The organism is Serratia sp. 121840015-1 (assembly GCF_053627655.1).
In genome coordinates this window covers 71,868-95,522 of the sequence record NZ_JBSEYF010000006.1, presented here as the reverse complement: position 1 = coordinate 95,522, position 23,655 = coordinate 71,868, and the positions used below count along the sequence as shown (strand labels likewise).

Below are 23,655 nucleotides of genomic sequence, written 5' to 3'. Positions count from 1 at the left end.
TGTCACTGTTGTTATGCTTGCTACGAACGCCGGCCATATTACCACAGCGTGCTTGTGGTTGTTACACACTCGTGCTCATTCAGTGAACGCATTGGCACATTTCGATACATTTCGGCGTGGGTGCTCCCTACAGTATAGAGAGTAACCCACGCGCCGGATCGACGGCTTGAGGCGGCCATCCGCCGCCCTCTTCTATCAGTATGTTAGCGCAGCGATTTGCTCATTAACCACACAGTTCACAGGGCATTGATAATCATTTTCAATATCATTTAATTAACTATAATGATCCGACTGCTTACGCGGTGCTCGCCCTTTGCGCCGCCCATACACCACTGGAGATGATGATTATGAGTTATTCACTGCCATCCCTGCCGTACGCTTACGACGCACTGGAACCGCATTTCGACAAGCAGACGATGGAAATCCATCACACCAAACACCACCAGACCTACGTCAACAACGCCAACACCGTGCTGGAAGCCTACCCAGAGCTGGCCAAATACAGCGTTGAAGAGCTGATCCAGGATCTGGATAAGGTGCCTGCCGACAAACGCACCTTCATGCGCAATAACGCCGGCGGCCACGCCAACCACAGCTTCTTCTGGAAAAACCTGAAAACCGGCACCACGCTGGGCGGCGATCTGAAAGCGGCCATCGAGCGCGATTTCGGCAGCGTTGAGAAATTCCAGGAAGAGTTCGAGAAAGCCGCAGCCACCCGCTTCGGTTCCGGTTGGGCCTGGCTGGTGCTGAAAGACGGCAAACTGGCCGTGGTGTCTACCGCTAACCAGGACAGCCCGCTGATGGGCGAAGCCGTCGCCGGCGCTTCCGGTTTCCCAATCATCGGTCTGGACGTGTGGGAACACGCTTACTACCTGAAATATCAGAACAAACGCCCTGACTACATCAAGGCGTTCTGGAACGTGGTCAACTGGGATGAAGCCGCCGCACGCTTCGCCGCGAAGAAGTAATTCGCCCCCGTTGATGAAGATGCCCGCCACCGGCGGGTATTTTTTTGCCTGAAATCCGCTAAAGTTTGACCACTTCTTGCCGATGGTTTGTTCAATTGACGTTCGCCCGGAGAAGGAAAAACGCTATGGCGGCATTGCAAGCATTGGCAGGAAAGTTCACTCATCTCACCGTAGGTAAAAAGCTCGGTCTCGGCTTCGCGCTGTTGCTGCTGTTGGCGGTCGTCATCGCCGGCACCGGGGCGCAATATCTGCACATCATCGAATCCCGCGCCGATCGCATCGACTTCAGCAACCGGCTGAACGAGGAGATCAACCAGGCCAAATACAATCGCGCCATGTACGGCCAGACCTACCGGCCGGAGTACATTCAGAACAACCGCGCCAATATTGAGAACGCCGTCAAACTGATAGACCAGGGGCAGGCGCTGGACTGGGACGCCCAAAGCCGCAAGGATCTGCAGCGTCTGGTGACGCTGATCGGGGAATATCAACAGCAGCAAAAAGTCTTTGAGCAGGCGGTCACGGCGAAAGACGCGGTGCGCCAGAGCTGGAACATGTCGGAAGTGCAGGCCAGCCTGAGCCAGGTGGAACGCCAGCTGACCAACGGCGATCTGCAGCTGGCCTTCATCCAGCTGAACCAGAAGCTGACCCAGGTGCGCTACGGCGCGCGCGGCCTGCTGCTGAGCCTGAACAAGGAAACCGAAGCCCCGCTGATGGCGGCCATTGACGACGCGCGCGACGCGGCCAACGCCCTGAGCCGCAGGGTGAGCGACGCGCAGCGCCCGCAGCTGCAGCCGCTGCTGGCCGCCCTGGACGATTACAAAAACCGCATCGCGGCTTACCTGCCGGCCTATGAGCACGAGCAGCAGATCAGCCGGCAGCTCGGCGAACGCGCGCAAGCGATCGGCATGCTGGTCAACGCCTTTATGCAGGACGAGCTGGTGCAGACGCGCAACAACATCAATCTGGCGCAGCTGCAAATGGGCATCACCACCCTGATCGCCATCATCGCCGGGGTGCTTATCGCCTGGCGCATCACGCTGCAGATCACCCGTCCGCTGCACAGTACGCTGGCGATGGCGGAACGCATCGCCGGCGGTGACCTGCGCCAGGCGCAGACCAGCACCCGCCGCGACGAGCTGGGGCAGCTGCTGAACGCGGTGGCGGCCATGAGCCAAAACCTGCGCACCATGATTGAGAAGATCCAGATGGGGGTCAGCCAGGTTTCTACCGCCTCTGCGGAAATCGCCGCCGGCAACACCGATCTCTCTTCCCGCACCGAGCAGCAGGCGGCGGCGGTCGAGGAAACCGCCGCCAGCATGGAACAGCTGACCGCCACGGTGAAACAGAACGCCGACAACGCCCATCACGCCAATCAGCTGGCCACCGATGCCTCGCAGACCGCGCAGCAGGGCGGCAAGCTGGTGGAAAACGTGGTCAGCACCATGCGCGATATCTCCAGCAGTTCGCAGCGTATCGCCGAAATTACCACCCTGATCAACGGCATTGCCTTCCAGACCAACATCCTGGCGCTCAACGCCGCGGTCGAAGCGGCGCGCGCCGGCGAACAGGGCCGGGGCTTCTCGGTGGTTGCCAGCGAAGTGCGCAGCCTGGCGAGCCGCAGCGCCCAGGCGGCCAAGGAGATCGAAGGGCTGATCGCCGAATCGGTCAGCCGGGTGAAAACCGGCACCGAACTGGTGGAAAGCACCGGCAACACCATGGAACAGATCGTCCGCTCGGTCACCCACGTGCGCGACATCATGGCTGAAATCGCCGCCGCCTCCGATGAGCAGACGCGCGGCATCGCCCAGATTGGCCAGGCGATCGTCGAGATGGACCACACCACCCAGCAGAACGCCGCGCTGGTGGAAGAGTCCGCCGCCGCCGCCGATTCGCTGGAAGAACAGGCCGACATGCTGCTGCAAAGCGTCTCGGTGTTCCGTTTGGCGGAGCAGACCGAACCCGCCGCCGTGAAAGCCGCCGCGCCGAAAGCGCCGACGGTAAAACCCGCGGCCGCCAACGCCGCAGCGGAAGAGAACTGGACCACCTTCTGATGCCCTGCCGCCCGCCCGAGGATTTTCGGGCGGGTTGTTATGTCCCCCCGGCGTAACTCAGGCTATGCTGAGCCTTCGACGCGAGACACGGAGGCGCACATGCATCACCCAGACGTTTACATCGGCAATATTCAACCCTACGAAGGCGGACGCCCCAGCGCCATCGCCAAACGCCAGGTGGATGGCGCCATCCGGCTCACGCCGCTCGGCCTGGAAGGCGACGAACAGGCGGAAAAAAGCTACCACGGCGGGCCGGATCGCGCGCTGTGCCACTACCCGCGCGAGCATTACGCCCACTGGCGCGAGCAGTTTCCGACGCAGGCCGAGCAGTTTTGCGCCCCGGCCTTCGGCGAGAATATCTCCACCGAAGGGCTGACCGAACACAATGTGTTTATGGGCGACATCTTCCGCTGGGGCGAAGCGCTGATCCAGGTCACCCAGCCGCGCTCACCGTGCTTCAAGCTCAATTATCACTTCGCCATCGAGGACATTTCGGTGCTGATGCAGCAAAGCGGCCGCTGCGGCTGGCTGTATCGGGTGGTGTCGCCGGGCGCGGTCAGCGGCGATCGTCCGCTGGAGCTGGCGGCGCGCAACAGCGACGTGTCGGTCGCCGAAGCCATCGCCATCGCCTGGCACATGCCGTTCGACGCGGAACAGTATCGCCGCCTGTTGGCGGTGGCCGGCCTCTCCGCCAGCTGGAGCAAGACCATGCTCACGCGGCTTGCCGAAGGGCGCCTCGAGGACTTCAACCGCCGCCTGCTCGGCCGTTGAAATCGCGGGCGGAAAAGATGAAAAACGTGCGCCGAATGCCGCGTTAACCCTATTCTTCCGCCTATACTGTAGCCGCACGTTTTTTCAGCCAGGAGCCAGGTAATGACCACCCCGATCCATTCGATTCATCACGCCGCCGCCGAAGGCTATCAGGCCAACGCCGATCGCTATGTGAAAGGCCGGCCGGATTACCCGCCGGAAATCGCCGTCTGGCTGCGTGAAACTATCGGCCTGCACGCCGGCATGACGGTCATCGATCTCGGCGCCGGTACCGGCAAGTTTACCCCGCGCCTGCTGGAAACCGGCGCGCAGGTGATCGCCGTCGAACCGGTGCCGCAAATGCTGGAAAAACTGTCGGCGGCGCTGCCGCAGGTGAAAACGCTGGCGGGCACCGCCGAGGCGATCCCGTTGCCGGACGAGTCCGTCGATGCGGTGGTCTGCGCCCAATCCTTCCACTGGTTCGCCACGCCGCAGGCGCTGGCGGAAATCCAGCGCATCCTCAAGCCCGGCGGCAAACTCGGTCTGGTGTGGAACATGCGCGATGCGCGCGTCGGTTGGGTGCGTAAATTGAATCAGATCGTCGATAGCCACGAAGGCGATGCGCCGCGTTTCTATACCGGCGAATGGCGCAAATTCTTCCCGTTCAAAGGCTTTGAACCGCTGCAGGAGCAGGTGTTTATGCTGGGTCACCGCGGCGCGGTGGAGGACGTGATCTACAACCGGGTGCGTTCAACCAGCTTTATCGCCGCGCTGCCGCAGCCGCAACAGGAGCAGGTTATCGAGCAGTTGCGCCAGCTGGTGGCGGAAGAAGAGGAACTGCGGGGCCAGGACACGGTCACCGTGCCCTATCAGACCAAGGCGTATTTCACCACCAAGGTCTGATGCCCGGGGGTTCAGAACGCTTTCTTGGCGTAACCGGTGACCGCTTTCAGGCCCATCTCGCGGCCCAGCGCGGTCATCGGGTGCACCACGATCAGCCCGCGCGCGCTTTTCTTCAGCGCACCCATATCGGCCTGCTCTTTCTTGGTGATCTCGCGGCTGAACGGCAGCTTGCTCAGCTTCTGCGCTTCGGCGCTCAGCTTCTCGCCGCGCACGTTTTTCAGGCGTTCGATCTCCGTCGCCAGTTTCTCTTTCTCTTTGGTGTGCTGCGCGATCAACTCAGGGTTGCCCTGTTGGATCACGGTGGCGTCTTTGTGGTTCAAGGCGTCCAGCAGGTCGCTCAGGCGCTTGATCTCTGCCTTTTCTTTCTCTTTCATGGTCTCTGGCCCGTTGTGCCCAAAATGGCACGCTAATCAATGATACCGGCATTGTAGCAAAAGGCGCGCGCCGTTACCCGTCCTGCGCAATGCCGGGCGGCAGGCCGCTCATCTCGCAGGCCCTGGCGCCGAGCCGGGCCAACGCCTGGGTGTAGCGCGCGTTGAACGGGTAGCAGCAGGAGAGCCGCAGCGCGTTGCGGTAGCGCCCGCTCGGGGAATACAGGGTGCCCGGCGTCAAACAAATCTGCTCCTCCAACAGCTGATGGAACAGTGCCACGCTGTCCACGCCGGGGGGAAATTCGACCCAAAACACGAATCCGCCCGCCGGCTGCGTGGCCAGCGTGCCACGCGGGAAATGCCGGGCGATCAGCGCCCGCGCCTCGTCCACCTGCGCCGCATAACGCTTGCGCAGGTTGCGCAAATGGTGATCGTAGCCGCCGCTCTCCAGGAAGGTCGCCAGCGTTTCCGACAGCAGCTGCGACTCGGACATCGATGACACCGCCTTCAGCTTGCGCAACGCCTCGTGGAAACGGCCGCCGCAGATCCAGCCGACGCGAAAGTCCGGCGCCAGCGTTTTGGTAAAGCTGGAGCAAAACAGCACCCAGCCGTCGCGATCGAACGCCTTCACCGCCGGCGACAACGCGCCGCCGAACTGGATCTCGGCATACAGCCCGTCTTCAATCAACGGCACCTGATGATCGTTCATCAGCCGCGCCAGCCGCTTTTTCGCCGCCAGCGGCATAGTGCAGCCCAGCGGGTTTTGCACCGTCGGCATGGCGATCACCGCGTTCAGCCGTTTCTCGTTCAATAGCAGTTCCAGCGCGTCCAGCGACAGCCCCAGCTGCGGATCGGTGGGGATTTCCAGCGCTTTCAGCCCCAGGCTGGCCAGCAGCGGCAGCAGATAGAAATAGGTTGGCGACTCCAGCCCGACGCAGTCGCCCGGTTTGGTGGTGACGCGCAGCGCCAGCTGCAGCGCTTCCATGCAGCCGTGGGTCAGCACCACGTCGCCCGGCTCCAGCAGCATGCCCAGCGTCATCGAGCGGCGGGCGATCTGCTGACGCAGCCGCAGGCTGCCGGGCGGCAACGGGTACTGCCCGATCAGATCCGGCTGGCGGCGCAGCTGAGAGGACAACATGCGCCCCAGCTTGCCGCCGGGATAAAAATCGCTGGTCTGCGGGCAGGCCAGCGCAATGTTGGTGAAAGCCGGGTTTTGCTGGGCGGCAAACACGGTGTCGATCAGCGCCAGCACGTCGTCCGCCGGCGGTTCAATGCGCCCGCTGGGCGCCGAGGCCATCTTCAGCGCCGGCAGCGTGCTGCGAACATAAAACCCCGACTGCGGCCGCGCTTCGATCAGCCCGCGATCCTCCAGCGTGCGGTAAGCCGACACTACCGTATTGATGCTGACGCGATGGGTTTGCGCACAGCGCCGTACCGACGGCAGGCGGTCGCCGGGCCGCAGCGTGCCGCGGCGAATGGCCTCGGCCAGCGTATCCGCCAGCTGCAGGTAACGGGTATCCGGGGTTTCATCGAGCAGGGTCACAGTTTCTCTCCAGACAATGGGTACAGTTTACATTTTGCACAACTGTAACCATGACAATATCCGATTTGTGGTTCTGTCACCATCCCATCGCAGCGATTATGCTGATCCTCTCGTGATTACCGCCATTTTCAAGGAACCTGTCATGCTGGACTCCGCCTTTGTCAGCTACGTCACCGTCATGTCGATTACCCCCGGCCCCAACAACCTGCTGCTGGCCTCGTCGGGCGTCAACTTCGGCCTGCGCCGCACCCTGCCGATGCTGCTTGGCATCTGCGTCGGCTGTGCGGTGCAGCTGGCGATCATTATTCCACTGCTGGCGCTGGCGCTGAGCTGGGCCGGCGTCATCCGCCTCCCGCTGGCGGTGATCGGCTGCGCCTACCTGCTGTGGCTGTCATGGAAACTGTTCCAGGCGGCCTCGCCGGACGCCAAAGAGCAGGCGCAGCCGATGAGCCTGCTCAATGGCGCGCTGTTTCAGGCGGTCAACCCCAAGGCCTGGCTGATGGTGATCAACGTGGCGATCCTGTTCACCCCGCGCGAAGGCGCCACCTTTGTCCATACGCTGTCGGTCATCGCCGGCTTCGCGCTGCTGAACCTGCCGTGCGTGCTGCTGTGGGCGGTGCTGGGCGACCGGTTGCGCAACGCGCTGCGGGTCACCTGGAAACTGCGCGCCTTCAACGGCGTGATGTCCGGCCTGATGGCCGCCACCGCGCTGTGGTTGTTGTTCGACGAGTGGCGCGCGGCCTTTGCTTAGCCGCGGCCGAGAGGAGAGAGTCGGGAAGGTTGTTTGGCGCCGATACCGGCGATCAGATCGGTAATGGACAGCACCATGGTGGAGCGCACCATCTGCTGATAGCGCTGGCGCTGCATGGCGATCAGCGCTTCATCCGCTTCGCCCGGCTGCAGGAAGGTCGGCACCGGCGGCAGCGCGGCCACGCAGTGCAGCTCGCCGAAGGGCCCGAGGATTTCGTCGTCGACGAAGCGGTATTCCGAGCCGTCGTGGTTCAGCTCTTCGCGCATCGCCATCAGCAGCTCGGCGTCTTCATATTCGTGGCGGGAGATCACCCCCAGCCCGTACATCAGCTTCAGGCGCACCGACAGCTCCCCGAGCGGGCCGCTGCCGGACAATAGCGGTTCGACGGCATATTTCACCGCGTAGTCATCCTTGCGGAATACCTGCACCACCAGCACGTTGAGCGCTTCCGCCAGCAGCTCTACCGCCGCGATCAGGAAGCTGCGCACCGTTTTGCCCGCGTTCAGCTTTTCCAGAACCTGGTTTTCAAATGCCTGTGCTTCTTCCATCGTCGCTTTTCGAAAGGCGTGGGGAGGGCCGTCGATGCCGAACTCGGGTTGCAGGAGCGCAGCAAGCTGCGCTCGGGTGTTCATCATCACGATTCTACTTGTGCATGGCGTTATACACAGCAACGGCCTCTTCTACAACCTCGCTTTCCGCCGGCAGGCCGGAAATTTGCGCCAGCGCGGCTTTCGGCCCGAGCGTGTTCAGCAATTCCGCCAACTCCAGCGCCTGCGGATCCTGTTCGCTGCGGTAGCTCATGGCGGCGGCGATGCCCTGGATCAGGTTGGCGTGCGGCAGGCCGTATTCCAGCGTGCCCAGCAGCGGTTTGATCAGGCGATCGCCGGCGCTCAGTTTGCGCAGCGGCTGGCGGCCCACGCGCTCGACGTCGTCGTGCAGATAAGGGTTTTCGAAGCGGCCGAGGATTTTGTTGATGTAGGCGGCGTGCTTGTCGGCGTCGAAGCCGTAGCGCTTGATCAGCACCGCGCCGCTCTCTTCCATCGCCCCTTTCACCACGCGGCGGATCGCCGGGTCGAGAATGGCGTCACGAATGGTTTGCAGCCCGGCCTGTTGGCCGAGGTAGGCGGTGATGGCGTGACCGGTATTGAGGGTGAACAGCTTGCGCTCGACGAACGCCATCAGGTTGTCGGTCAGCTCCATGCCGGCGATCGCCGGAGGCTGGCCTTTGAACTGGGTCTGATCGACGATCCATTCGCTGAAGGTTTCCACCGTCACTTCCAGCGGATCGCTGCTGTCCGCCGGCGGCACGATGCGGTCGACCGCCGAATCGACGAAGCCGACGTGCTGCTCAACCCATGCCTGCTCATCCTGCGGCAGCGCGGCGAACACATGCTGCTTCAGCTGGCTGGTGCCGCGCACCATATTCTCGCAGGCGATGATGTTCAGCGGCTGCACATTGCCCTGCTGATGACGCAGCACCAGCCCTTTGGCGATCGTGCCGGCGATTTTGCCGAGAATTTGCGGGCCAACGGCGGTGGTCACCAGATCCGCCTCAGCGATCAGCGCCACCGCCGCCTCGCTGCCGCTGTTGACGGCGCTGACGTTGTTGACGTTCTCCACGCGTTCTTGCTCGCCCACCACGTGCACCGCGTAGCTTTTACGGCTGTTCAGCAAATCCAGCACCGTTTGATTGACGTCGGCGAAGGTCAGCTCAACCCCTGCGTCCGCCAGCAGCTTGCCGATAAAACCGCGGCCGATGTTCCCTGCGCCAAAATGTAATGCTTTCATAACTCTACCTTCTTAATGTCGAAGGGTGCAGCAAGCTGCACCCTTTAAAATGATTCTGTTATCCGGCTTTTTTGCCGCCGAGCAGGTCCAGCACTTCCTGCACGCTGGTGGTATTCGCCAGCCGCTCGATCACGCTCTCGTCATCCAGCGCGTTGGTCAGGCTGGTGATCACCTGGATATGCTCGTTGTTGCGCGCGGCGATGCCGATCACCAGGCGGGCCACTTCATCCTCTTCCTCGCCGAAGCGCACGCCCTGCGGGTACTGGCAGAACACCACGCCGGTGCGCAGCACCCGGTCTTTGGCCTCGATGGTGCCGTGCGGCACGGCGATCGACTCGCCCAGGTAGGTGGAGGTGAGTTTCTCGCGCTCCAGCATCGCCGGCACGTACTCCGCCTCGACGTAGCCGCCTTTCACCAGCTGCTCGCCGGCGAAGCGGATCGCCTGCTCTTTGTCGCTGGCCTGCAGGTTGAGGAACACGTTGCTCTCGCTCAGCTTGAACAGGTTCGGCTCACCGGCTTCGAAGCTGTCGTCCAGCGCGCCCAGCACCTTCTGCTGGTTGTCGCTGGTTTTGTTGGCCGCCAGCAAACGGTCGACCAGATCGCTGTACAGTTTGCTGTCGAGGAAGTTGGTCAGCGAGATGTGCTGGGCCTGCGGCGCGTGGCGCATCGCGCGCTCGGTCAGATCGCGGTGGGTGATCACCAGATCCACGTCGTCCGGCAGGCTGTTGATGGCGCTGTTGGTCACCGAGATGTTCTTCAGCCCGGCGTCGGCCACTTTCTTGCGCAGCACCCCGGCGCCCATGGCGCTGGAGCCCATGCCCGCATCGCAGGCAACGATGATTTTGCGCACGGTGCTCAGATCGCCGTCGACCGATGCCGGCGCCGCTGCGCCGCCTTTGGACTGCGACTTCATCTCTTGCATGCGACGGGTTGCGGCTTCCAGATCGTCATCCTCTTTCACCTTGGAGGTTTTCAGCAGGAAAGCGGACACCACGAAGGAGACGGCAAAGGCTGCGCACACCGCCGCAATGTTGGCGAAGTAGGCGCCTTTCGGCGTCATCGCCAGCACCGCCAGGATCGAACCCGGAGAAGCCGGAGAAACCAGGCCGCCGTTCAGCATCGTCAGGGTGAAGACGCCGGTCATGCCGCCCAGGATCACCGCCAGCAGCAGGCGCGGGTTCATCAGCACGTAAGGGAAGTAGATTTCGTGGATGCCGCCCAGGAAGTGAATGATTGCCGCACCGCCGGCGGATTGCTTGGCGCTGCCGCGGCCGAAGAACATGTAGGCCATCAGTACGCCCATGCCCGGGCCTGGGTTGGCTTCAATCAGGAAGAACACCGACTTACCGGCTTCCGTAGCCTGCTGGATACCCAGCGGCGAGAAGATGCCGTGGTTGATGGCGTTATTCAGGAACAGGATTTTCGCCGGTTCAACGAAGATGGACGCCAATGGCAGCAGGTTGTTCGTCACCATGACGTGTACGCCCGCCGCCAGCAGCTTGGAGAGCACCTCCACCAGCGGCCCGATGCCGAGGAAGGCCAGGATCGCCAGCAGCATGCCGATGATGCCGGCGGAGAAGTTATTCACCAGCATTTCAAAGCCGCTTTTGATCTTGCCGTCCACCCAGCGGTCAAAGTGCTTGATAGCCCAGCCGCCCAGCGGGCCGGCGATCATCGCGCCGAGGAACATCGGCATGTCGGCGCCAACGATGACGCCCATGGTGGTGATGGCGCCGACGACGCCGCCGCGATCGCCGCCCACCAGCCGCCCGCCGGTATAACCAATCAGCAGCGGCAGCAGGTAGGTGATCATCGGGCCGACCAGCTTGGCTAAGGTTTCATTCGGCAGCCAGCCGGTTGGAATGAATAGCGCGGTGATAATCCCCCAGGCGATAAAGGCGCCGATGTTGGGCATCACCATGTTGCTCAGGAAGCGGCCAAAGTTTTGTACTTTGACCTTGATGTCTGGTGAAAACATAAAACACACCCCTATTGTTACGCGCTGACAATAGAGCGCGTGATTATTGTTGTGACGATCCAGCCGTGTTGCCGCTGTATGCGAAACGGACTCTATCACGCTGTTTTTGTCACGCGAACTTCACGGATTTTTTGTGATACAAATCACATACAACACCCCAACAAACCACCCTTTATAGTGACAAAGATCACATTTATGGCGTGTAAAAAAAGCACAGTGAGAAAAAAACCGCCTTGAAACCCGTCATAACGTGATATTTGTCACATTTTTAACTTGGTGGTTTGTTTTTAAATTGTGACAAACATCACAATTTATTTTTGGCTGCAGCGCCCGATCGCGACGCTCTGTTTGATCTTCCCTGTGAGCACTCATCCCGCCGGGAACTAGCGAAGTGATGAATGAAAGAAAACTACATTGCCGAATGAATGGATTAATTGAAGTGTAGTACAGAAGCCTGCGCAATAAACCAGCAAGCTATTGGAAACGCTGAGGGGAAATAAAACAGGCCGGCAATGCCGGCCTGCTGCGTGCGTGGAGGCGTTATTGCGTCACGCTTTGAATGGCTTTCTGCGCGTTTACCAGGTTCTGCTGTTTGGCCACCAGATTCGACATCATGGTGTTGTACTGCGCCACCTGCTGCGCGGTACGGAACTGCACGCCGTTGTTGTTGAAGCTGACCTGATTGCCCTGGCTCTGCAGGAAATCGCCAACCTGCACCAGATCCTGCACGAAGCTGGCGGTGGTCGGGATCGCCGGCATCAGGGCGTTGGCCGGTGCGGTGACAATCTTGTCATAGGCCTGGTTATACACCGCCTTCAGATCGTCGGGCTGCTTCAGCGCCGCGCGGGCGGTATCCGCCTGTGATTTGGCGGACTGGATCTGCTGGCCCAGCAGGTTCAACGCCCCGACCGATTGCTGCAGCGCATCGCGTTTGTTCAGATAGTCCTGCGCGGTGCGGATCTGGTTAATCTGATCCAGCGCCGGCGTCAGGCTGGCGCCGACCGACTTGGACAGCTGCTGCGAGAAGCCGACCAAAATCGCGTAATCGCCGGCATAGTTGCCGAACTTCTGCTTCTGATCTTCGCTCAGCGTGGGGATGTTCGCCCCGCTGCGCATCACGGTATTCTGTAAGTAATCGATAAATGCTTTGCGCTGTTCCGGCTCTTTATCGCCGCAGGCGGTCAATTGCATGACCACCAACAATGCCAATACCGGTGCCAACCAACGCGCGAAACCTCTGCTCTGGATCCCTACCGCCATGTGACATAACTCCTGTTATAAACCTGCTTTTTCATTGGACTCCGCCCCTTTTTGCGCACTCCGTGCGCCTATAAGAATAGATCAACTGGCGGCGTTCCGATACGCGATTCCGCTTGCGATGAGCATTGCACCGGCCGGATGCGGTTGAAAATCGTGCGCAAAACGCACTGAGGTTCATTGCCGTCGGCGACCGGACGCTTCAATTTCCCCAAGTCGCCCCCCAAGTCGCCCCCCAAGTCGCCAGGCGACCTTGCCTTTGCGCCCAGGAAACGGAAATAAAAAAGGCGCCCGCAGGCGCCTTTTCACTGCAGAGAATCGCTTACTGCAGCACGGAGATGTCCGCCACCTGCAGGAACAGTTCGCGCAGCTTGCTCAGCAGCGTCAGGCGGTTCACGCGCACTTCCGCATCGTCCGCCATCACCATCACGTTATCGAAGAACGCATCCACCGGCTCGCGCAGCGCAGCCAGCTCCACCAGCGCTTCCTGGTAGTTGCCCGCCGCGAAGTACGGCTGCAGCTTGTCGCGCAGCACCACCAGATGAGTCGCCAGCTGGATCTCCGCCGCGTCCTTCAGCACCGAGGCGCGCACGCTGTCGTTCAGCGTTTCGGTGGACTTGGCCAGAATGTTGGAGACGCGTTTGTTGGCCGCTGCCAGCGCCGCCGCCGCTTCCAGCGTGCGGAAGTGAGACACCGCCTTGACGCGTGCGTCGAAGTCGGCCGGCTTGGTCGGACGGCGCGCCAGCACCGCTTGAATGGTATCGACCGCGTGGCCTTCTTCCTGATACCAGGCGCGGAAGCGGCCCAGCATGAATTCCACCACCTCGTCGACCACCTTGGCGTTGGTCAGCTTGCTGCCGTACAGGCGCACGGCCTCTTCGGTCAGGGTCTGCAGATCCAGCGGCAGGTTTTTCTCGACGATGATGCGCAACACGCCCAGTGCGGCGCGGCGCAGCGCGAACGGGTCTTTATCGCCTTTCGGATGCTGCCCGATGCCGAAGATGCCGGCCAGGGTGTCCATCTTGTCGGCGATCGCCAGGGAACAGGCCACCAGCGACTGCGGCAGCGCATCGCCGGCGTAGCGCGGCTGATACTGCTCGTTCAGCGCAACGGCGACGTCTTCCGCCTCACCGTCGTGGCGCGCGTAGTGCATGCCCATCACGCCCTGGGTATCGGTGAATTCGAACACCATGTTGGTCATCAGGTCGCACTTCGACAGCAGGCCCGCGCGGGTGGCGTGGTTGACGTCGGCGCCAATCTGGCCAGCAACCCAGCCCGCCAGCGCCTGAATGCGGTCGGTTTTGTCGCGCAGGGTGCCCAGCTGCTGTTGGAACAGCACGGTTTCCAGGCGCGGCAGGTTGTCTTCCAGGCGTTTCTTGCGGTCGGTGTTGAAGAAGAACTCGGCGTCGGCCAGGCGCGGACGCACCACCTTCTCGTTACCGGAGATGATCTGTTGCGGGTCTTTCGACTCGATGTTGGCCACGAAGATAAAGTTCGGCAGCAGTTTGCCCGCGGCGTCATACACCGGGAAATACTTCTGGTCGCCCTTCATGGTGTACACCAGCGCTTCCGCCGGCACCGCCAGGAATTTCTCTTCGAATTTGGCGGTCAGCACCACCGGCCATTCCACCAGCGAGGCCACTTCTTCCAGCAGGCTGTCGCTCAGATCGGCCTTGCCGCCAATCTTCTGCGCCGCCAGCTCGGCATCGCGCTTGATGAGGGCTTTACGCGCTTCATAGTCGGCGACCACTTTGCCGCGCTCCAGCAGGATCTGCGGGTATTGGTCGGCGTTGTCGAGGGTGAACTCGGCTTCGCCCATGAAGCGGTGGCCGCGCACGGTGCGCGCAGAGTCGATGCCCAGCACGGTGCCTGGGATCAGATCGGCGCCCAGCAGCATCGTGACGGTATGTACCGGACGCACGAACTGCACGTCGGAGTCGCCCCAACGCATCAGTTTCGGGATCGGCAGTTTAGCCAGCGCGGTGCTGACCATGCCGGCCAGCAGTTGCTGCGCCGACTGGCCTTTGACGTGGGCGCGGTACATCAACCACTCGCCCTTGTCGGTCACCAGGCGTTCAGCCTGATCGACGGTGATGCCGCAGCCGCGCGCCCAGCCTTCGGCCGCTTTGCTCGGTTTGCCCTCGGCGTCGAACGCCTGGGCGATCGCCGGGCCGCGTTTTTCAATTTCGCGATCGGCCTGCGCCGCGCTCAGGTTGGCCACTTTCAGCGCCAGGCGGCGCGGTGCGGCGAACCAGCTCACGTCACCGTGTTCCAGGCCGGCGTTGTCCAGCTCGGCGGTGAAGTTGGCGGCGAAAGATTCCGCCAGGGAACGAAGCGCCTTCGGCGGCAGCTCTTCCGTGCCGATTTCCACCAGGAAAGTCTGTTGAGTCATGGCTGCCTCTTAGTTCTCGTTCTTCTTGTTGCACATCGGGAAGCCCAGCGCTTCGCGGGAAGCGTAGTAGGCTTCGGCAACGGCTTTGGTCAGCGTGCGGATGCGCAGAATGTAGCGTTGACGCTCGGTCACCGAAATCGCCTTGCGCGCGTCCAGCAGGTTGAAGGTATGGCCCGCCTTCAGGATGCGTTCGTAGGCCGGCAGCGGCAGCGGTTTTTCCAGCGCCAGCAGCGATTGGGCTTCTTTCTCGTACTGCTCGAAGCAGGAGAACAGGAAGTCGACGTCGGCATATTCGAAGTTGTAGGTGGACTGCTCCACTTCGTTCTGGTGGAACACGTCGCCGTAGGTGGTAACACCCAGCGGGCCGTTGCTCCACACCAGATCGTACACGCTGTCCACGCCCTGGATGTACATCGCCAGGCGCTCCAGGCCGTAGGTGATCTCGCCGGTCACCGGCTTGCACTCCAGGCCGCCGACCTGCTGGAAGTAGGTGAACTGCGTCACTTCCATGCCGTTCAGCCACACTTCCCAACCCAGGCCCCAGGCGCCGAGCGTCGGGTTTTCCCAGTTGTCTTCCACGAAGCGAATGTCGTGGATGGTCGGATCCAGACCCAGCTCTTTCAGCGAGCCCAGGTAGAGTTCCTGAATGTTGTCCGGCGACGGCTTAATCACCACCTGGAACTGGTAGTAGTGCTGGAGACGGTTCGGGTTTTCGCCGTAGCGGCCGTCGGTCGGGCGGCGGGATGGCTGCACATAGGCGGCGGCCATCGGCTCCGGCCCCAGTGCGCGCAGGCACGTCATCGGGTGTGAGGTTCCCGCGCCGACTTCCATGTCCAATGGTTGAACGATGGTGCAGCCCTGGCGCGCCCAATAATCCTGCAGTGTCAGGATCAGGCCCTGGAAGGTCTTGGTATCAAACTTTTGCATGTTGAATTCGCACGCGATACAAGTGGATTTAGATGGAATGGGCCAGTATACCCTTTGACCGTAAGATATACAGCCAGAATCCGGCAACAAGTGCGAATCGGGGCGAGAAGCGCTGGATTTTCACACGTCGGCCGCAGCGTGAAGACACAGCGCTCCGGCCGGCCCCCTCGCCATCCACGAGCCGGCCTGAAAGGCGTGACGCCGCCAAATCCATTAGATGAGCTTAACAAAAATATCACTCACCGCCGTTTAAATAAGCAATTAGCTGAACGCGATATCTCCCCTCGCCGGCCAAATTCAGGCTGATTTGCGTACGCATATCCTTATATTTGCCACAAGATAAAGTTGCGCCAATGTTATTTTTGTTAATTTTATCAACTAAAAAACTCCCCTCACCGAGAGATAATGTGATCAAGTGCCAGATTATTTCTTATGAACGTGAAAAATAAGGCGATAGCGCACGGCGGACCGAGGCTCTGGGTATGAAGGGAAGGTCAGGGATGAAATACGGCGCAAACGGGCCACAGAAACAAATTGACAGTTAATCTTTGGTTATACAATAATAAATAAAATTTTCCCTGGTGTTGGCCAAGTGGCTACCTGATCCTTTCATAGGATCAGTTTTTTTTTGTATTTCCGCCAACGTCATTGCGGCCCGCATAATTCACGCCAGGCCGCCCCCCGCTTAAATTCCTCATCAGCCCTTATGGCTTCTCCTGCGCCGTTGAGTGCGCCGATGGCCAATTCAAAAACGCGCGCTGACGCCGACGTTATACATAAACTGCTCGCCGCTGCTCAGCCCGCCGGTTTGCGACACGGTGGCGAAGGCCGATACCCTGTCCGTCAACGGCATGTTGGCCCCCAGCGTGACATCCACCCAGTTTTTGTCCTGGCCCGCACTGTCGCGGGTGAACGAAGTTTGCGTCGATTTCAGGCCACCGCCGGCGCGGTAGACGTCGTCGCCGAACTGATGCTGATAACTCACTTCCGCATAAGGGTTAAACACGCCGAATTGCGTATCCAGCCGCCAACCCAGCGCGCCGATCTGCGAGTGATAAGTTTGATCGTTGAAGCGCATGGCGGTGCTGTCATCGCCATCTTCACCGTAGCCGGAAACGCGGCTGTAATCCCAGGCGAACTGCGCGACCGGCCCGGTGGTCAGGTAAGAAGTAATCGGGAAGTCATAGCCGGCGGTCACGCGCGCGCCCCACTGCTTGCCGGTGGTCGAACCGGTTTCGGTGCGCGTCAGCGGCCCCAGCCGCATGCTGCGGCGGATGTCGTCATAATCCATCGTCGCATAGTGCAGATCGGCGTTGACCCAGCCATGCTCGAATAGCGCCAGCGAACTGAAGGCCGACAGCAGCAGCCCGCGCGACTTGTAATCAAAGCGGCTGGAAGGATGCTGATCGTCGTTGGAACCGGCGATCAACGCGCCGATTAACCAACCGTCGGTCAGCTGATAGTCCACGCCGACGGTCAGGTTGTGGGTAGTGGCGTTGCCGTCCCCCGCCGCCCGGTTATCGGCATAGTCGTAGTGCTGGCCGGCGTAACCGCCGAACACGCCCAGCGATCCCTGCGGGTTGTCGCCGTTGCGCAGCTGCTGGAAGCGACTGTCGAGCGTGGCGCGGCTGTCGCGCGCCATCGCCGCGGTCGCCTGATTCAGCGCCACCACCTGCGCCGAGCCATCCAACACCGCCTGGATATAATCCGCAATCAGCAGGTGCGCCTGCGGGCTGGGGTGGAAATGGTCGGAGAACAGATAGGACTGGCTGGCGTCGAAGCCGGGCATATCGGAACGGCAAACCGCCGAGGAAACGCCCGGCGGGCAAGCCATACCGGCGGTGTTGGCGAAGCCGAACTGCGCCGGATTGGCGATCGCTTCGGCGAACAGCTTGTTGACGTCCACCCGCACGATATTGCCGCCGCCCTGCTCCAGCAGACGGTCTTCACTTTGATTATAGAAATCAGTCAGCTGGGCGGCCTGCGCGCTCAGGCTGTCATACGCCGCGATAAGCTGCGCAGCGATCGCCTGCTGCACCTGAGGAATGGCGCTGCCCTGCTTCGCCGCGGCGGCCAACGCCGCGTGGATCGCCTGCGTGCGTGAAGCGTTGTCCGGCGTCGCCACCGAATTAAGCGTGGCATAGGCCGCCTGGATCGCCGCCCCCTGCACTGGCGACAGCGCCTGTTGAATGATCAATTCCATCAGCTGCGGCGTGGAGCCGATGTTCGGCACCGTTGGCACGATCACCGTGCCGGCGCCGGCGTTCAGCAGCGAATGCACCTGCGCAGCGGCGGCCGCAGCGCTGTTATAGGCCACGCCGGGCGCGGTAGCGGCATTCAGCGCCGCCGCCGCCAGATCGTTGCCGCCGATCCAATGAATATACAGCCCGTCGCCGTCGGCCTGGCCATTGACCCGGTTCAGGTAGCGCTGCACCTGATCCTGGGTGTTGTCGACCGGGTTCAGGCCCGGCACCGCCACGGCGCCGCCGGCGGCGTAGTTTTCACCGCCGTTGTCCGAAGCCACCAGCGCCGCCCCGATGCGTTGCGCCAACGCTTCGTCGTACAACAAGTGCTGGTTGCCGTCATAGGTGAACCGGCCGTTGTTGCCGGTATCGCTCAGGCTGTCGCCAAAGACGTACAGTTGATCGTACGCCTGAGCCGGTAGGGTCACACTGCAAAGTAGCGCCACTGCAAGCGCCGCCGGGCGGGGCATGCACGTTATTTTTAGAGGCATGAATCGACTCCTGAGAGCCTGCAAATGAAGGCAATGTCGTTTTTATCGTTGACCGGTTTTCCACCGGCCATGTAGTAACTATTGTCGGCTTTTTCGTCACGTCAAGCGGGCTGATGACAAAACAATCAGAGGCTTGCCAAGTTCGGCGCTACGAGCGATGATTACTGTTCATAAACACAGCATAAGGACAGTCAGGATGGCAGACGAACGTTGCGGTTGGGTGACGGCCGATCCGTTGTATCTCGAGTATCACGACAAGGAATGGGGCGCGCCCACCACCGACGCGCGCGAACTGTTTGAAATGCTGTGTCTGGAGGGGCAACAGGCCGGCCTTTCCTGGATCACCGTTCTGAAAAAGCGCGAGAATTACCGTCGCGCTTTCCACGGTTTCGATCCGCAGCGTGTCGCCGCCATGACCACAGAGGACGTGGAAAACCTGCTGCAGGACAGCGGCATCATCCGCCACCGCGGCAAGATAGAAGCCATCATCACCAACGCCAAAGCCTATCTGGCGATGGAAGCGGCCGGCGAAGATTTCGTCGCTTTCATTTGGGACTTCGTCGGCGGCCGGCCGCAGCTCAATCGCTGGCAGGCGCTGAACCAGGTGCCGGCCAAAACCGAACAGTCCGACGCCATGTCCAAAGCGCTGAAAAAGCGCGGCTTCAAGTTTATCGGCTCCACCATTTGTTACGCCTTCATGCAGGCCAGCGGGCTGGTGAACGATCATCTGACGGGGTGCATCTGCTACCCAAAGCCACGGTGATCCGCCCCTGTGGACCGGAGGATATCGAACGGCTGATGGCGCTGTGGCTGCCCAGCACCATCGCCGCCCATCCGTTCGTGGCGGAAAAGTACTGGCGTGAGAGCGCCGCGCTGGTGCGGGAAAACTACCTGCCGCGCGCGCAGAGCTGGGCCTGCTGGCATCACGACGAGATCGTCGGCTTTATCAGCGTGCTGGACGAGCAGTTCATCGGCGCGCTGTTTGTCGATGGGGCGTTTCACGGCCGCGGCGTCGCCCAGGCGCTGATGACGCACGTGCAGCAGCGCTACCGCCGGCTCAGCCTGGAGGTGTACCAGCAGAACCTGCGTGCCTGCGCGTTCTACCACAAGCACGGCTTTCAGGTGACGCAGCGCCTGTTCAATGAAGAAACCCAGGCCTATACGCTGATCATGAACTGGTCGGCAGTCGAAAATTCAACCCATTAGGCTTAAAAAAGGCGCATCCGCACCCCGGATGCGCGCAATTAGGAATCCGCTGCATGGCGCCGCCCGGCGTTTTGTCGCATAACTCCCCCCAGCACTCCCCCGCGCTCATCATTTGTCACGTTTTTCTCCGGAACTGCCGGCGAGTCAACGCGTCATAGTAGCGCGGTGACGCGGGCCCCACCTGCGTCGCCTATTTTTTGCGCCCCCGTTTTGGGCAGGCGCGTACAGATTTTGATGCCATTAAGGACAAGAACATGAAAAAACGCATTGCAATTATTGCCGGCGCAGTGAGCGTAGCGCTCACGCTGTCGGCCTGTACCACTAACCCATACACCGGCGAATCCGAAGTCGGCAAATCCGGCATCGGCGCAGGCCTCGGGGCCGCACTGGGCGCCGGTGTCGGCGTGCTGTCCTCTTCCAAGAAAGATCGCGGCAAGGGCGCGCTGATCGGCGCGGCGGCCGGTGCGGCACTGGGCGGCGGCGCAGGTTATTACATGGACGTGCAGGAAGCCAAACTGCGCGACAAGATGAAAGGCACCGGTGTCAGCGTCACCCGCCAGGGCGACAACATCGTGCTGAACATGCCGAACAACGTGACCTTCGACAGCAGCAGCGCCACGCTGAAACCGGCGGGCGCCAACACCCTGACCGGCGTCGCCATGGTGCTGAAAGAGTACCCGAAAACCGCGGTCAACGTTGTCGGCTACACCGACAGCACCGGCTCCCGCTCGCTCAACATGAACCTGTCGCAGCAGCGCGCCGACGGCGTAGCCAGCGCGCTGATCACCCAGGGCGTGGCGGCAAACCGTATCCGCACCACCGGTGCCGGCCCGGACAACCCGATCGCCTCCAACAGCACCGCGGAAGGCAAGGCGCAAAACCGCCGCGTCGAGATCACCCTCAGCCCGCTGCAGTAATCCCGTGCGGGGCGCGCAACCGGCGCCCCGCCGCCTCCCTGCGATTTTCTCCTTACCCTTCAATACTCCCGCCCGCACATCGGGTATGGTAGTCTCCTTGGCAATTAACCGCAGGAGGGATCGGCTGTGAGCACTGTCAAGGCAACGCGCGCCTCAGGGCGCGCCACCATCAGCGATGTGGCCAGCATCGCCAAAACCGGCAAGACCAGCGTGTCACGCTATCTGAATGGTGAACAACACCTGCTTTCCGACGATCTCAAACAGCGCATCGAACAGGCGATCCGGCAGCTCGACTACCGGCCAAGCCAGATGGCGCGCAGTCTAAAGGGCGGCCAGACCCGCCTGATCGGCCTGATCCTCGCCGATATCACCAACCCCTATTCGGTGGACGTGATGCGCGGCATCGAGGCCGCCTGCCGCCAGCACGGCTTTACCCTGCTGGTGTGTAACACCAACAACGAAGTCAATCAGGAACAGCACTACCTGCAGCTGCTCAGCAGTTACCGGGTGGAAGGCATCGTGGTCAACGCGGTCGGCATGCGCGAGGAAGCGTTATCCACGCTGCAACAGTCGATGCTGCCGATGGTACTGATCGACCGCAAAATCCCCGACTTCGCCTGCGACGTGGTGGGCCTGAACAACCGCGAAGCCGCCACCGTCGCCACCGAACATCTGCTGCAACAAGGTTTCGAAGCAATCCTGTTCCTCAGCGAGCCGCTCGGTACGGTCAATACCCGTCTCGAACGCCTGCACGCTTTCAGACACACCATGGCGCAGCACCCCACGCTGTTGGCGGAGCAGGCCGAAACACCGCTCAACGATCGGCAGAAGCTGGAGCAGGTGCTGAGCGATTTCAGCGGCCGCCATCGCGGCATGCGCAAGGCGGTGATCTCCGCTAACGGCGCCCTGACGCTGCAGGTGGCGCGCGCCATGCGCCGGCTCGGCATTCAATGGGGCAACGACATCGGCCTGCTGGGCTTCGACGAGCTGGAGTGGGCGGAGCTGGCGGGCGTCGGCATCACCACGCTGAAACAGCCCACCTACCAAATGGGGCACGCGGCGCTGGAGCGGCTGGTGCAGCGCATTCAGGGCCTGGCCGCCCCCAGCGGCGAGCAGATGTTCTCCGGCGAGCTGATCGTCCGCGGCTCCACCACCCGCTAACCCGCCTTCTCCAGGGCCGTTGCCCGCCCCGCCCTCATCGGCTGTTTTTTGCTCAGCTTCGTGATTGCGATCATATTTTTACACTCTGTCGCTTTCCGCTGGAACCGGTTCCATTTAACGTACCGGTAACAGCAGCGGCGGCGACAATGCCGCCTCAGGAGTCAAAATGAAAACAGAAATCATCGTGGTCACCGGCGCCTACGGCACCGATACCGTCAAACAACACGGCGGCCAGCGCGCGCTGTTGCCCATCATCGCCGGCGCAGGCGCCGACGGGGTCGAGATCCGCCGCGAACTGTTCGCCGCCGGCGAACTGGACAGCCTGCCGGCCCTGGCGCAAGAGATCGATCGCCAGCAGCTGTTCGCCGTCTACTCCGCCCCTGAGGCGCTGTTCACCCCGCAACATACGCTGAACCCCAACCTGCCTGCGCTGCTGGCAGAAGCGCAGGCGCTGAACGCGCGCCGGTTGAAGCTGTCCCTCGGCCATTTCCGCCCCGGCTTCGATTTTACCGAGCTGAAAGTGGCGCTGGAGCAGCACCCGGTCAAATTGGTGGTCGAGAACGATCAGACGCCGGACTGCGGCATTTTGTCGATGCTGAACGCCTTTTTCCACGCCGCAGAAGATAGCCACCTGCCGGTCAGCATGACCTTCGATATGGCCAACTGGCTGTGGGTGGGGCAAGACGCCTTCGCCGCCGCCGAACGCCTGGCCCGCCACGTCGGTTACGTGCACGTCAAAGCCGCCACCCAAGGCCCGCGCGGCTGGCGCGCCGTCGCGCTAGACGATACCGACGGCAGCTGGCGCGATCTGCTGGCCCGCCTGCCGCACGATGCGCCGCGCGGCATCGAATTCCCGTTGCAGGGCGATGATCTGGAAGCCGTCACCCGCCATTACGTCAATATCTTGCGTGCGGAGTAACCCCATGATGACAACGTTAACGGCAACGACGGCGCAGCAGGTGCCCCTGGATGTGGTCACGCTGGGCGAAGCCATGGCGATGTTCGTGGCGGCGCAAACCGGCGATTTGGCGGAGGTGGAAACCTTCACCAAACGCATCGCCGGCGCCGAATTGAACGTGGCGATCGGCCTGGCGCGTCTGGGCATGAACGTCGGCTGGGTCAGCCGCGTCGGCAACGATTCGTTCGGCCGCTTCACCCTGCAGCAGCTGAAAAAAGAAGGCATCAACTACCGGCAGGTGACGGTCGACGGCCACTATCCCACCGGTTTTCAGGTGAAATCCAAAACCACCGATGGTACCGATCCCAGCGTGGAATACTTCCGCAAAGGCTCGGCGGCCAGCCACCTGTCGGTCGCCGATTTCGACCCTGAGTATTTCGGTTCCGCACGCCACCTGCACCTGAGCGGCGTTGCAGCGGCGCTGTCCAGCGAGTCGCTGGCCCTGTGCCACCATGCGGCGCGCGAAATGCGTGCCATGGGCAAAACCATTTCGTTCGACCCCAACCTGCGCCCGGTGCTGTGGCCCAGCCGCGAGGTGATGATCGAGCAGCTGAACCAGCTAGCATTCGCCGCCGACTGGGTGCTGCCGGGGCTGAAAGAGGGGCAGATCCTCACCGGCCAATCGACGCCGGAAGGCATCGCCGATTTCTATCTGGAACGCGGCGTGCAGGCGGTGATCATCAAAACCGGCCCGGACGGCGCCTGGTTTAAAACCGCCGCCGGTGACAAAGCGACAGTGGCCGCAGTGAAGGTCGACAACGTGGTGGATACCGTCGGTGCCGGTGACGGCTTTGCCGTCGGCACCCTCAGCGCCCTGCTGGAAGGCAAAACGCTGATACAGGCGGTGCAGCGCGGCAACAAAATCGGCTCGCTGGCGATCCAGGCCATCGGCGACAGCGAAGGCCTGCCAACCCGCGCGGCGCTGGCCGAATAACAATAAAAAAAACGACTTCTCCGCATGACGTCAGCCTCTGGCCCTACAACCGGGACGCGTCGG

Annotated in this window: 20 protein-coding genes; 11 read left to right on the top strand and 9 right to left on the bottom strand. The window is 61.6% G+C overall.

The features are described 5' to 3' along the window. Nucleotides 1–347 precede the first annotated feature (347 nt). From sodA to ACUXAC_RS22075, 4 genes are all read left to right on the top strand, one after another. Nucleotides 348–968, top strand: a complete 621-nt coding sequence (sodA, locus tag ACUXAC_RS22090) for a superoxide dismutase [Mn] (RefSeq protein WP_004934003.1) — start codon at nt 348–350, stop codon at nt 966–968. Between the two features lie 125 nt (nt 969–1,093). After that, nucleotides 1,094–3,022: a methyl-accepting chemotaxis protein gene (locus tag ACUXAC_RS22085; protein ID WP_308345050.1), complete on the top strand. Its 1,929-nt coding sequence runs from the start codon at nt 1,094–1,096 to the stop codon at nt 3,020–3,022. 99 nt (nt 3,023–3,121) lie between these two features. After that, the gene (gene yiiM, locus ACUXAC_RS22080; RefSeq protein ID WP_087762489.1) at nt 3,122–3,793 is read left to right on the top strand and encodes a 6-hydroxyaminopurine reductase; all 672 of its coding nucleotides are present in this window, start codon (nt 3,122–3,124) and stop codon (nt 3,791–3,793) included. A 102-nt stretch (nt 3,794–3,895) separates the two neighbouring features. Next, nucleotides 3,896–4,675 (top strand): class I SAM-dependent methyltransferase, encoded by a 780-nt coding sequence (locus tag ACUXAC_RS22075; protein WP_060424323.1) that lies wholly within the window; start codon nt 3,896–3,898, stop codon nt 4,673–4,675. Nucleotides 4,676–4,686: 11 nt separating this feature from the next. Here the strand turns inward: ACUXAC_RS22075 and ACUXAC_RS22070 are convergent, their stop codons facing one another. After that, on the bottom strand, nt 4,687–5,049 hold the full coding sequence (locus tag ACUXAC_RS22070) for a YibL family ribosome-associated protein (RefSeq protein ID WP_004933989.1): 363 nt from the start codon (nt 5,047–5,049) through the stop codon (nt 4,687–4,689). Nucleotides 5,050–5,122: 73 nt separating this feature from the next. Continuing rightward, entirely contained in the window at nt 5,123–6,589 is a 1,467-nt protein-coding gene (locus ACUXAC_RS22065; RefSeq protein ID WP_038875970.1) for an aminotransferase-like domain-containing protein, read from the bottom strand. A 142-nt stretch (nt 6,590–6,731) separates the two neighbouring features. On the opposite strand from ACUXAC_RS22065, the gene ACUXAC_RS22060 reads away from it, so the two are divergent. Then, nucleotides 6,732–7,340 (top strand): LysE family translocator, encoded by a 609-nt coding sequence (locus tag ACUXAC_RS22060; RefSeq protein WP_038875972.1) that lies wholly within the window; start codon nt 6,732–6,734, stop codon nt 7,338–7,340. Here ACUXAC_RS22060 and ACUXAC_RS22055 read toward each other — a convergent pair. The 7 genes from ACUXAC_RS22055 to ACUXAC_RS22025 all read right to left on the bottom strand — a co-directional run bounded on the left by ACUXAC_RS22055 (nt 7,337) and on the right by ACUXAC_RS22025 (nt 18,416). After that, a complete protein-coding gene (locus ACUXAC_RS22055) occupies nt 7,337–7,888 on the bottom strand; it encodes an MltR family transcriptional regulator (RefSeq protein WP_016929575.1) in 552 nt (183 codons plus the stop codon). The two genes, ACUXAC_RS22060 and ACUXAC_RS22055, sit on opposite strands and share 4 nt — an antisense overlap. A gap of 94 nt (nt 7,889–7,982) precedes the next feature. Further along, a complete protein-coding gene (locus ACUXAC_RS22050; RefSeq protein ID WP_060424325.1) occupies nt 7,983–9,128 on the bottom strand; it encodes a mannitol-1-phosphate 5-dehydrogenase in 1,146 nt (381 codons plus the stop codon). A gap of 58 nt (nt 9,129–9,186) precedes the next feature. Continuing rightward, a complete protein-coding gene (locus tag ACUXAC_RS22045) occupies nt 9,187–11,106 on the bottom strand; it encodes a PTS mannitol transporter subunit IICBA (protein ID WP_038875977.1) in 1,920 nt (639 codons plus the stop codon). Between the two features lie 540 nt (nt 11,107–11,646). Further along, the gene (locus ACUXAC_RS22040) at nt 11,647–12,366 is read right to left on the bottom strand and encodes a DUF3053 domain-containing protein (RefSeq protein WP_016929578.1); all 720 of its coding nucleotides are present in this window, start codon (nt 12,364–12,366) and stop codon (nt 11,647–11,649) included. A gap of 319 nt (nt 12,367–12,685) precedes the next feature. Continuing rightward, nucleotides 12,686–14,755, bottom strand: a complete 2,070-nt coding sequence (glyS, locus tag ACUXAC_RS22035) for a glycine--tRNA ligase subunit beta (RefSeq protein ID WP_038875981.1) — start codon at nt 14,753–14,755, stop codon at nt 12,686–12,688. Nucleotides 14,756–14,764: 9 nt separating this feature from the next. Beyond that, complete coding sequence (gene glyQ / locus ACUXAC_RS22030) at nt 14,765–15,682, bottom strand: glycine--tRNA ligase subunit alpha (protein ID WP_004933966.1); 918 nt, start codon at nt 15,680–15,682, stop codon at nt 14,765–14,767. Nucleotides 15,683–16,427: 745 nt separating this feature from the next. After that, nucleotides 16,428–18,416: an autotransporter outer membrane beta-barrel domain-containing protein gene (locus tag ACUXAC_RS22025; RefSeq protein WP_454266880.1), complete on the bottom strand. Its 1,989-nt coding sequence runs from the start codon at nt 18,414–18,416 to the stop codon at nt 16,428–16,430. Nucleotides 18,417–18,612: 196 nt separating this feature from the next. Between ACUXAC_RS22025 and ACUXAC_RS22020 the strand changes: the two genes are divergently transcribed. From ACUXAC_RS22020 to ACUXAC_RS21995, 6 genes are all read left to right on the top strand, one after another. Then, a complete protein-coding gene (locus tag ACUXAC_RS22020) occupies nt 18,613–19,179 on the top strand; it encodes a DNA-3-methyladenine glycosylase I (protein WP_038875986.1) in 567 nt (188 codons plus the stop codon). Next, the gene (locus ACUXAC_RS22015; RefSeq protein ID WP_387444125.1) at nt 19,176–19,622 is read left to right on the top strand and encodes an N-acetyltransferase; all 447 of its coding nucleotides are present in this window, start codon (nt 19,176–19,178) and stop codon (nt 19,620–19,622) included. Before ACUXAC_RS22020 ends, ACUXAC_RS22015 begins: the two co-directional genes overlap by 4 nt. Nucleotides 19,623–19,876: 254 nt before the next feature. Then, nucleotides 19,877–20,539, top strand: coding sequence for an OmpA family lipoprotein (locus tag ACUXAC_RS22010; RefSeq protein ID WP_016929583.1), 663 nt, complete (start codon nt 19,877–19,879; stop codon nt 20,537–20,539). Between the two features lie 126 nt (nt 20,540–20,665). Then, complete coding sequence (locus tag ACUXAC_RS22005; protein WP_038875990.1) at nt 20,666–21,700, top strand: LacI family DNA-binding transcriptional regulator; 1,035 nt, start codon at nt 20,666–20,668, stop codon at nt 21,698–21,700. Nucleotides 21,701–21,866: 166 nt separating this feature from the next. Continuing rightward, nucleotides 21,867–22,619, top strand: a complete 753-nt coding sequence (locus tag ACUXAC_RS22000) for a sugar phosphate isomerase/epimerase family protein (protein WP_060424332.1) — start codon at nt 21,867–21,869, stop codon at nt 22,617–22,619. A gap of 7 nt (nt 22,620–22,626) precedes the next feature. Next, the gene (locus ACUXAC_RS21995) at nt 22,627–23,592 is read left to right on the top strand and encodes a sugar kinase (protein WP_454266884.1); all 966 of its coding nucleotides are present in this window, start codon (nt 22,627–22,629) and stop codon (nt 23,590–23,592) included. Nucleotides 23,593–23,655: the final 63 nt, after the last annotated feature.